This is a genomic window from Pedobacter sp. 05L430 (genome assembly GCF_056397585.1).
In genome coordinates, this window is record NZ_JBFTNT010000257.1 from 1 (window position 1) to 6,149 (window position 6,149).

Genomic DNA, 6,149 nt, shown 5'->3' on the forward strand with positions numbered 1-6,149 from the left:
CTATTGTATTCTTGAAAGTTAGACTGCCGCGGTGCCAGATTCAGTTTAATATCATTTCAAATTAGAATGATTGTTTCAATAAAAACTTTTGAGGCTGCTTGTACAGCCGTAGGGCGAGGCAAATTATGCAATCGCTAAATTTAATTATAAATACAACCGGTGGGTCCTCTTGTATTATCAGGGCTAGAATGGTAGGTTTGGATTGATAAGTATGCCATTAGGATGGCTTATCATTTTCCAATACCACGAAATAACGGGCTGTTTGTATAGAAATAAGAGGCTTCTTGTACAGCCATTGGGTGAGACTAGAATCTTACTCACTAAGTTCCTGGTAGTATTTGGCAGTACTATTTGCCTGCTCCATCGTGAACATACCATGCCGGGGTAGCTTATTTCAAATCGCTTTGGATATATTGATCAGAAAAAATTAGCATAAGAGGCTGCTTATAAAGCCGCAGAATGAGGCAAAATATGCACTCACTAAATTTGATAAATATACAATCGATGGGGGCGCTCGTATTATTGGAAACAGAACAAGTTTCTTTTAAGAGATTGCCAACGGAGGCAGCTAGTTGTTTTTCAGTTAAACGGGACAAGAGGCTGCTTGCACGACCATGGGGTGAGCCAAAATATGCACGCAAATCCAACAAACGATATCCTCTCGAACTTATGTTTAATATTATTATGCATTATAAACAAAGTAATCGAGACTACTTCTACAGCCCTAAAGTGAGATAGAAATGTACTCAATAAATGTTCGTAGATTGACGGGTATGAAAACTAAAATTGGTTTCATGAGTATATAGAACCGGCAGGGGTCTCAATGAGAATTAGAGTCATTTCAACCGACTCCATAACACTCCTAAATCGACAGTACGAACAAACAGCCACACCAGTCCGTAAGCACCAGAGCAAAAACCCCGCGGTTTTTTGCAGGCCGCAAGAGACGGGCTTGCCTATGTCCGTTTTTTTAGTCCATAGGCAATATACTCGGGTTAAAAATTTACCAATGATTGTACCCTACCCTTAATAAAGGTAATACTAATCTGATAAGGAAAATCGGTATTCAGATTACTCCTGATCAGCTTCACACCGTTCTTCAATACCCTGGTGATTTCAAGCCTCGCTTGTTTTGGCAATTTACTGGCACCTAGAACAATAGTCACCTCACCCTCCCTATTCAAATTAAAAGACATATCAAACCGTCCACTGACTGATTTATCGAGTTTACAGTTACTGAGCATATATTTTTGCAACTTATTTTTATCTTCCACAGTTATACGGCTGGTAATCACAACTTCTCCCAAAATAGCCCTGCTATCACAGTCTGAGGATACTGTTGCTGCCTGCGGCTTACCCAAAAGGGTTGATTGTGCATTAGCTTTTTGCCCAATCGCGCCAATCCCTACAAAAACCATTGCAGTAACCAACCATCTTTTCCAGCGAGACTCATCAACTGGCAATGGCGCCATTAACTGATCGCTGGAGAAGCGACCGCAAAAACCCTCCTTGTTTTCCTGCATAATATTGATGAAGTATGCTACATTTTTGTTGGTAAGGTCATATACCTTTTTTTGACAGCTGTTACAGAATCGCCCTTCCGCGTCAGGCTCCATATTATTCCAATCCTGATTACAAATAAAGCTTAGTTTGGCATCGTTGATCTTGTCTTCCATGTCGTGTTTGTTGGTTTATCAGATGATGAAGTTTACCAACCAATTCCATAATATTAGAATTGAAAGTAATGACACTCTGATCCGCTCTCCTTTTCATATATTTAACTACATCGGATGGTTGCATAGCCACCTAAATCGAAAGTAGAAATAAACAGCAACACCTTTCCGTAAACACCAAAGCAAAACTTCCGGTTTTGCAGGCCGAAAATGCGCGCAAGGAATTATTGACTGATAAAATTTAAATTAAACCAAATCTTTATTCAAATAGTGGGATAAATTACTAAGTGGACACTCTACGGAATTCCCTTAAATTGAGCTAACTAGAAGAAACATCAGTACATACTTCTTGTTAATTCCATATTGAATATTAGTATTCGATTATTAATATAGTGATTCAAAAGACCGTGTTTGATATAACAAATCACCTAATTTTTGTTTATTTTAATCCCACTAAAAGCACATTGATACATGACGCCAATAGAAGCAGATGAAAAGCTAAAGAAATACAATTATTTAGTAGGAAAAACTATTGGTAAAGATACTATCGCGGCAATTATGCCAGTTCCCGTTGATTCAGAAATGACTGTTGAACAAATGTTCCTTACTGTCTTTAACAATGTCCCGCACAAATTGTTCGAGCATGCCGATTATAGGATCGTAGTGATGCTTAATTACCAGCAATTTCTTGATAAGGGAGAAGTTATTTGGAAAGATCTTAATGAGGTTTTGGAGATGTTAGGGATAAATGAATAACCTTAGATTGCAGGACAGCGAAGCGTCGATCTCCCGCAATTGAGCCTGAAGCGAAAGAAATGCGCACATTGTGATCTTTAAAATTATGAAAAAAACTACTTTCTTCTCCCTGATTCTAATATTGAGTTTCTTCTATGGGTATACTCAAAGCAAAGGCGAGCTAATTTTACCTTCTGAAACGATAGAAATTAAAAAAATTAAACAGCAAACGCCGGAGCGGCGGATATTGCAAATTGCCGTTATAAAAACAATTGGAAAACACCTGGATTCGGATTTACTGTTTAAAACACCAAAAGGTGATGGTTACATTACCTCTATCAGCTTAGTTTTTAACATGAAAGGAGGAATTGATACTGTATATTTTGCAGAAAAAATGTCACCGCAGTTAAAAAAAATACTGAAACCTAACGCAGAGTTGGTTGCCAAACTGAAGAAAATTTTGCCCTTTCCAGATTTCAATGGTAAAATAGTCGTTTATCCAATACTTTTTAAATGGGGATATGACGCCACGCTAAATTATGGAGAGCACTTTTTAAATGATTTTGAAGGCCTATGGCCAAATCTCGATGTGAAAGATCAAAAAAAGCAAATTATTTTATTAAGACCATATATTAACATATTTCATAAGAGCGAAAATTAATTCTCTTTACTGGGGACAGCTATTTTGCATGCTCATGAGCTATAGGACACCAACACACCAAAGTTTCTTTTGTCGATGCAAAGAATCATTGAGGTGATTCTGGCGCTGAGTAGACTCGGAACTTCCATCCTATTACAATATTCATAGTTGCCCACTCTCTTAAAGGCATCTATTGATGAGTAGGTAAGTGAGCACCATGAACAGTGATCCCAATATTATCCAAACCAGCCCCCGCATCATCGCATGATAGTATTCAGGCGCTCGTACCTGTTCGGGGAATAAAGTAAACCTGATCTGCCTGATGATTGGCTTTGGTCCTTTTTCTATTGCCTGATTAATCCCAACAAATCCTTTGAGAATGGCCAGATTGACCTCAGAGAGGTCGGGCCGTGGCGCTTTGACTTCTATAGTATCATACTTACGCTCAAAGGTTGCGATTAACGCCTTACTTTCCTCGATCAGGATATTGAGTTGATTGTCTTTGTCCGCTAATTTCTCTTCCAGATCTGCTATTACTTTTTGCGTTTTCTTGCCCTGCTCCGCTAACTCTTTCAAAATTTCCGTGAATGAGGTTTCATCTAAGTCCATAAGAATTGATTTTAAATTGATCTTCCTTTAGTTTTTTTACGTGCTAATTTTTCCGTTATCCCCGGCTGTTGCCATCTCATTTGCGCATGTTTTTGCTGCTCAGCAATCCCGCGCTGCTGGATAAGCTGAGCAGTGATATTTGCCAGGCTATGCCCGAGCTGGCTTCCCTTGAACCTGACCAGCTTTTTGTCGATGAAGGCAATGCCCCTCCCAAGTTCAACTTGGTAACCCTGCTTTTCCATTCTGATCTTTAGCGCCTCAATGGTATCTGATTTGCTAATCGCAGCTTCCAGCTTTTCTCTGAGCAGTTCCTTTCTGTTATCTACCCTTTTACCTATGACCATCCGCTCCGTGGGTGTCAAAAACCGGTTGGGATTTAAAACAGGGGTTAGTTTATACCTTTTTTCCATTTCCCGGCAAAATTGCGCCATTCGTYTATAGCTGTTGTGATCGCTGACCGTCTTACCATCATAACCGACCCGGTTAGCCACAATGTGGATGTGCTCGTGAAGGGTGTCTGAATGGGTAATGACGATAAACTGATTTTGGTCAAATCCAAACTCTTCGGACATTGCTACGACGATGTCTGCCTTTTGTTGTTTGGTCAGCAAGGCGGCATCGGCATAGGCAAAGCTAAATGAAGCATGAAGGACTGGCTTTAACAGCTTTGGATTAAGTTTCCTTACTTCTACCAGTTGTGTGATCACCTGATCCATGGTGCCAAAGCAGTTGTTATAATAAATCACTTCAGCCTGTTTTTTGACCATTTCTTCCAGCTGAAGTTCTTCGCTTTCCTGTAATCGGCCCTCATGCAGGTAGCGAAGGCAACCCCGAAAGTYTCTACCCGTGGTTATTTTCCCGATCATTTTAAATAAGTCTTTATTTCTTCTACAATTCGTTGCACTGTCCTCATTTGCTGATTGATCAGGGCCCTGTCCATCGCGTTCAGGTCCTCAGCTGAATTACGTTTGCGGGCAATCAGGTTGAGGGTGGCAGTGATGTGATGGAGTGTACCTGTAAATTGAAGTACCTCTTTGGGAAGGGTTTTCAATTTTATCTTCGCCGCCCCCTTTAGACCAAGCTCCCGGAGGTAAACGGAAACGCTCGTGTTCAATTTTCTGGCGCTATCCTGAATCAGTTTCTTTTCAATGGTATTACACCTCACTGTTACATTAATATTCTTTTTTTGGGATACTTTGGGGCGTCCTCTTTTCTTCCTATTATCACGCTGATTGATCATGACAGATGCTATAATTGTTCAAGGATTTATGAATTCACTCATTTAATAAATGGCGAGGTTTGCCCATAGCATATTCCTGCTATCTTTTCTTGGGGAAGCACACCTTTAATACGCAGGTCCTATAGCGTACCTGCTGAAATCTTCAGCAGTTTTATGATTGCTGAACTGCGAAGCCATTGCGTGATGGTTAAATCATTTGATTTGATGGTCTTTTTGATCTCCTCTATAAATTCAGACTTGAACGTCAGGAGCTCCGGTTCGGTTAAGATTTTGATCTGCATAATTGTCTCTGCTTTTAAATTTATAGGGCAAATTTGAATAACAGAACAGCAGAACCGATGACCACCGGTTTAGTGTGGTCATATGCGACAGACGAACCTTAGCTATTTTTTGTTTGGAGTTATAGGTACGATTTTGAAAAATTTCTGTTCGGGCTTAATTTCGGTTCCTTTAGAGGTAACATCATCTTTCTTGCCCACATAATAATTCCGAAGTGTTTCAACAGGTATATCATCGCCACCATCGGAGAAATACTTGCTGATCATTCTTGGATAAACGATCTGATGGTCGCTCAATATCAACTTTCTCCCCGAGGGCAATTCCAGTTTTTCGATCTGTTTGAACAGATCAATGAAAGTAGCGACATAGCCTTCCTCGACCCTAATCTTTTGGCTGACTTCAAATACCCTTAATTCATCCAGGCGAGCCTGAAATTCTTCAATCAATTCCTTCTGTTTTTGTATGATATTTTCTTTCTCTTCAATGACAATATGGGATGGCCTTGCATTCCACTCGTCTATACGCTTCAGGTACTCTTGAAACTGTTGAAGTTTTTCAATACTCAGCTTGTGCATAGCATGATTGCTTGAAAAGGGATCCTGCATCTCGAAGTGCCTGATCCTATTTTGTACGATCTGCCAAACATGACGAAAGAAATCCTCTTTACCTGTGAGATTGCCTTCGAGGGCATAGTTTAAATGATAGTTATAATAACGAGGAAATTCCTCTTCTTCAATTCTGTAAATCTTAAGCAGAAAGTGGTTATCATCATAGCTATACCTTAGCCCCATGAAGGTTCCCAGATCGTAGGGATGAGCAGAAAAGGAAAAAGATTTTCTGGGCTTGAAGTAACTTGTTTTCATTGGCAACATTCTGAATAAAGCTAAAATAAGATTTTTTAAAAAAAATCACGATTCATCATATCAGTACCGGCTTAACGCTTTCCTGGTTCAAGATCTAGTCAGATAAGATT

The 6,149-nt window shown here is 39.7% G+C and carries 8 protein-coding genes; 2 read left to right on the plus strand and 6 right to left on the minus strand.

The window, feature by feature from the left end:
• Positions 1 to 995: 995 nt before the first annotated feature.
• Positions 996 to 1,676 (minus strand): hypothetical protein, encoded by a 681-nt coding sequence (locus AC1DG9_RS21675; RefSeq protein ID WP_337717677.1) that lies wholly within the window; start codon positions 1,674 to 1,676, stop codon positions 996 to 998.
• A 468-nt stretch (positions 1,677 to 2,144) separates the two neighbouring features.
• Between AC1DG9_RS21675 and AC1DG9_RS21680 the strand changes: the two genes are divergently transcribed.
• On the plus strand, positions 2,145 to 2,429 hold the full coding sequence (locus AC1DG9_RS21680) for a hypothetical protein (protein WP_288884161.1): 285 nt from the start codon (positions 2,145 to 2,147) through the stop codon (positions 2,427 to 2,429).
• Between the two features lie 85 nt (positions 2,430 to 2,514).
• On the plus strand, positions 2,515 to 3,069 hold the full coding sequence (locus tag AC1DG9_RS21685) for a hypothetical protein (protein WP_337717679.1): 555 nt from the start codon (positions 2,515 to 2,517) through the stop codon (positions 3,067 to 3,069).
• 159 nt (positions 3,070 to 3,228) lie between these two features.
• Here the strand turns inward: AC1DG9_RS21685 and AC1DG9_RS21690 are convergent, their stop codons facing one another.
• The 5 genes from AC1DG9_RS21690 to AC1DG9_RS21710 form a co-directional block, all read right to left on the minus strand.
• Complete coding sequence (locus AC1DG9_RS21690; protein WP_337717681.1) at positions 3,229 to 3,657, minus strand: hypothetical protein; 429 nt, start codon at positions 3,655 to 3,657, stop codon at positions 3,229 to 3,231.
• An 11-nt stretch (positions 3,658 to 3,668) separates the two neighbouring features.
• Positions 3,669 to 4,523 carry a relaxase/mobilization nuclease domain-containing protein gene (locus AC1DG9_RS21695; protein WP_477635219.1) on the minus strand — a complete coding sequence of 285 codons (855 nt, stop codon included), beginning with the start codon at positions 4,521 to 4,523 and terminating at the stop codon, positions 3,669 to 3,671.
• Positions 4,520 to 4,897 (minus strand): plasmid mobilization protein, encoded by a 378-nt coding sequence (locus tag AC1DG9_RS21700; RefSeq protein WP_337717685.1) that lies wholly within the window; start codon positions 4,895 to 4,897, stop codon positions 4,520 to 4,522. Before AC1DG9_RS21700 ends, AC1DG9_RS21695 begins: the two co-directional genes overlap by 4 nt.
• Positions 4,898 to 5,016: 119 nt before the next feature.
• Positions 5,017 to 5,178, minus strand: coding sequence for a hypothetical protein (locus AC1DG9_RS21705; protein ID WP_337717687.1), 162 nt, complete (start codon positions 5,176 to 5,178; stop codon positions 5,017 to 5,019).
• Between the two features lie 102 nt (positions 5,179 to 5,280).
• On the minus strand, positions 5,281 to 6,039 hold the full coding sequence (locus tag AC1DG9_RS21710; RefSeq protein WP_337717689.1) for a hypothetical protein: 759 nt from the start codon (positions 6,037 to 6,039) through the stop codon (positions 5,281 to 5,283).
• Positions 6,040 to 6,149: the final 110 nt, after the last annotated feature.

Excerpts from the sequence above, each read along its gene's own strand:
- AC1DG9_RS21675 (WP_337717677.1), bottom strand. The coding sequence starts at position 1,676 with ATGGAAGACAAGATCAACGATGCCAAACTAAGCTTTATTTGTAATCAG.
- AC1DG9_RS21680 (WP_288884161.1), top strand. The coding sequence starts at position 2,145 with ATGACGCCAATAGAAGCAGATGAAAAGCTAAAGAAATACAATTATTTA.
- AC1DG9_RS21685 (WP_337717679.1), top strand. The coding sequence starts at position 2,515 with ATGAAAAAAACTACTTTCTTCTCCCTGATTCTAATATTGAGTTTCTTC.
- AC1DG9_RS21690 (WP_337717681.1), bottom strand. The coding sequence starts at position 3,657 with ATGGACTTAGATGAAACCTCATTCACGGAAATTTTGAAAGAGTTAGCG.
- AC1DG9_RS21700 (WP_337717685.1), bottom strand. The coding sequence starts at position 4,897 with ATGATCAATCAGCGTGATAATAGGAAGAAAAGAGGACGCCCCAAAGTA.
- AC1DG9_RS21705 (WP_337717687.1), bottom strand. The coding sequence starts at position 5,178 with ATGCAGATCAAAATCTTAACCGAACCGGAGCTCCTGACGTTCAAGTCT.
- AC1DG9_RS21710 (WP_337717689.1), bottom strand. The coding sequence starts at position 6,039 with ATGAAAACAAGTTACTTCAAGCCCAGAAAATCTTTTTCCTTTTCTGCT.